Origin of the sequence: Cellvibrio mixtus subsp. mixtus J3-8 (genome assembly GCF_000766945.1) — a bacterium.
Classification (GTDB): Bacteria; Pseudomonadota; Gammaproteobacteria; order Pseudomonadales; family Cellvibrionaceae; genus Cellvibrio; species Cellvibrio mixtus_A.
On the sequence record NZ_KN266215.1, the window covers coordinates 1 to 995 of the forward strand.

The window sequence follows — 995 nt, forward strand, 5'->3', positions numbered from 1 at the left end:
GCATTGCGTCGTGTGGGTAATGATTTATTTATCGACTACGGTGTGGGTGACAGTATCAAGGTGCAGGATTTCTACTACAGCAATTCTTACAGATTCACCCACATTGAATTCCCTAATAATGTTGTCTACACAGTGGACGAATTTATTACGGCAATGCCATTTCAGTACGGCGATGGTAATGACTCGGTAACGCTGAGTTCTGCATCGGAAATTGCACGTGGTGGTGGTGGTAATGACACCATTAATGCCGGTGCAGGAAATGATGTGGTGTACGGTGAGGCTGGCGATGATTCGTTGTTAGGCGGCGATGGTAATGATGTGCTGGACGGTGGTGTTGGCAATGATTACTTGAATGGTGGTGCAGGCAATGATGTGTTTGTGTTCCGTAAAGGCTCGGGGATTGATAGGGTCTATGCATACGACACCACGGCAAATCGTATCGATACTATTCGTTTTGCAGATGTGAATTCGGCAGATATCAAAGCATTGCGTCGTGTGGGTTATGATTTGATTATCGACTATGGTGTTGGTGACAGTATCAGTGTTCAGGATTATTTCTACAGCAATGCTTACCAATTCAACAAGGTTGAATTTGCTAATGGTATTAGCTACACCGCAACGGAATTTATTACAGCAATGCCATTCCAGTACGGTAATGGCGATGATGTGATAACGCTGACCTCTGCAGCAGAAATTGTTCTTGGTGGCGGTGGTAATGATGTCATTAATGCTGGTGGTGGCAATGATAAATTGTACGGTGAAGCGGGTAATGACTCACTCAGCGGCGGTGATGGTAATGACCTGCTGGATGGTGGCGTTGGTAACGACACTCTCAATGGCGGCGCGGGCAACGATGTGTTTGTATTCCGCAAGGGCTCCGGTAATGACACGGTTTTTGCGTACGATACTTCTGTTGATCGAGTTGACACCATTCGTTTTGAAGATGTAAATCCATCTGATGTCAGCGCATTGCGTCGTGTGGGTAATGATTTATT

General features: G+C 45.7%; 1 protein-coding gene. It reads left to right on the top strand.

From position 1 onward, the window contains the following. Positions 1-995 (top strand): calcium-binding protein (locus A596_RS23185; RefSeq protein WP_039918225.1); only part of this gene is annotated, 995 nt, incomplete at both ends.